The sequence below is a fragment of the Oribacterium sp. P9 genome (genome assembly GCF_046365365.1).
In the GTDB taxonomy this organism is placed as follows: Bacteria; Bacillota; Clostridia; order Lachnospirales; family Lachnospiraceae; genus Oribacterium.
On sequence record NZ_JBKEIS010000049.1, the window covers coordinates 1 to 931 of the forward strand.

1 protein-coding gene is annotated in these 931 nt (G+C 55.1%); it reads right to left on the bottom strand.

The window, feature by feature from the left end:
- Window positions 1-107: 107 nt before the first annotated feature.
- Entirely contained in the window at window positions 108-686 is a 579-nt protein-coding gene (locus ACK8P7_RS10935) for a helix-turn-helix domain-containing protein (RefSeq protein ID WP_410044229.1), read from the bottom strand.
- Between the last annotated feature and the right edge of the window lie 245 nt (window positions 687-931).

Genomic DNA, 931 nt, shown 5'->3' on the forward strand with positions numbered 1-931 from the left:
GCTCGCCTTGTCCCTCCCGGAGAAAATCGCCACGCGCAGCGGCATGCCGGAGTCGTCGGAGAGGAGCTGCGCCAACATGTTATAGCGCCCGTCGCTCATCCTCAGACCTAGGTTGACCTCGAACGTCTCGGGATTGAGCTTACGCCCTTGGCCGCGTAGTACATGAGAAGCTGGCCGAATGAGAGGTCCTGCCGTTCCGCCGGCTGGTTTTCAAGGGTGGGAACGCCGTGGGAGATGACGCCGAACAAGGCGGCCTCGCGTTGGGGATACCTACGGAGGTTTTCCTTGCTTGACCCGATGCGGATGAACCGGTTCCCGTTGAACGCGGTCGGGGCGGTGCGGGCGCAGCCTATTCTGAGGACCACGATCCGCTTCCCGCCAACCTCGCCTTCGAAGAAGTCGAAATCAACGCTCGGTTCTAGCTGCCGTGCGAGGTAATGCTTCAACGGCTCGTGGCTGACTTCGCAGTCGGGATCGAAGTCGGTTCCAACCAGCTCATGTCCCTCGTCATCGCTTACTCCCCACACGAAGTAGCCGTGGTCGCGCCCCAGCATAGCGGCGCTGTTGGATATGGCGGAGATGTACTCTCCGAGCTGGGCGGGCTGCAGCCAGTTTTCCTTGAATTCGAACCATTCCTTTTCAAAGCTGAAGCTTCGGAGTTCGTTCACCAGGGATGTCAGATCCACTTTATCACCTCATTTATCACCTCATGCATTCTAACATTGGGGTGATAAATGAGGTGATAATTTTACGTCAAATGGAAAGAAGACTAGATAATTGCCGATTCAATAGAGGATAATTCCCCCGTTGCGGAAGCGCTGCTTCGAATATTGTCGCCAACTTTAGACTTTACAGTCGGCAGTATCCAGCAAGTACCTATGAAATATGAATCTAGACGCGAAAGTGCGGTGCAACATTTGGCGACTGAATG